The sequence below is a fragment of the Colwellia sp. MB02u-9 genome, assembly GCF_014077085.1.
GTDB lineage: Bacteria > Pseudomonadota > Gammaproteobacteria > Enterobacterales > Alteromonadaceae > Cognaticolwellia.
In genome coordinates this window covers 1-896 of record NZ_JACGVF010000056.1, presented here as the reverse complement: position 1 = coordinate 896, position 896 = coordinate 1, and the positions used below count along the sequence as shown (strand labels likewise).

Genomic DNA, 896 nt, shown 5'->3' with positions numbered 1-896 from the left:
GACCCTTTCTTTGCTGATATGTCGGTGACTATTATGGGCGGATTAGCGTTTGCCACTATCTTGACCATGATAGCCGTACCTGTGCTTTATAGTGTTTTTTATAAAATTAAGGTAGAGAAAGTGTAGTTTTAATTATTTAGGACGGTTACGATTAACAAAAAAAGCGAACATTAATATGTTCGCTTTTTTATGTTCACGCATCCCCCTGACACTTGAGCTTTCAGACCTTAGTGAGTCCATTCAGCCAGATGAAAGTAGGACGATATATGCTTTTCCTATGGCAAATTTAACACTTTTTTCAATGGCGCTAAATGTTGCTCAAAATGTCGCCATTGTTCAGTGGCACTTTTATAAATGGGTTGACGCACTTGCTCAGAGCTTGGGGTTTTAATATTGCGCTTGGTTTTATGAAAATCGACACACGATTGTTCAAACTCTAAGCCACAAAAATCAAGCATTCTTCGTACTTGTGTTTCTAAATCATCAACCACATCTTCATGATTTACTTTTAATACATAACCCGGTAAGACATCATCCCAATGTGCCATCAATTTTAAATAAGCTTGATAGTAACGACCCATGTCTTCAAGGTCGTAACTAAAATCTTGTCCTTCGGCAAATAACTGTTTAAAACCGCTAAAACAACAAGCCATGGGCGAGCGTCTAGCGTCAATAATTTTAGCATTAGGCAGTATTAATCGGATCAGGCCAATATGGAGAAAGTTATTGGGCATTTTATCAATAAATAAGGGTGCCTTTTCTCGGTAGACCTGAGTTTCGTCAATAAATTGCTGACCAAAGCGTTTGAAATACTCGGGATTAATTTCGTTTAAGTTTTTCGGATATTGGGCTTCTTGATCACTTTTATTATTACTACGGCCTCTTAGTCGTGATGC

1 protein-coding gene is annotated in these 896 nt (G+C 37.8%); it reads right to left on the bottom strand.

Annotated features, from left to right (window positions below):
• Nucleotides 1–275 precede the first annotated feature (275 nt).
• The coding region (locus H4J65_RS00460) for a sulfotransferase (RefSeq protein ID WP_182194106.1) at nt 276–896 on the bottom strand (621 nt) is incomplete at its 5' end.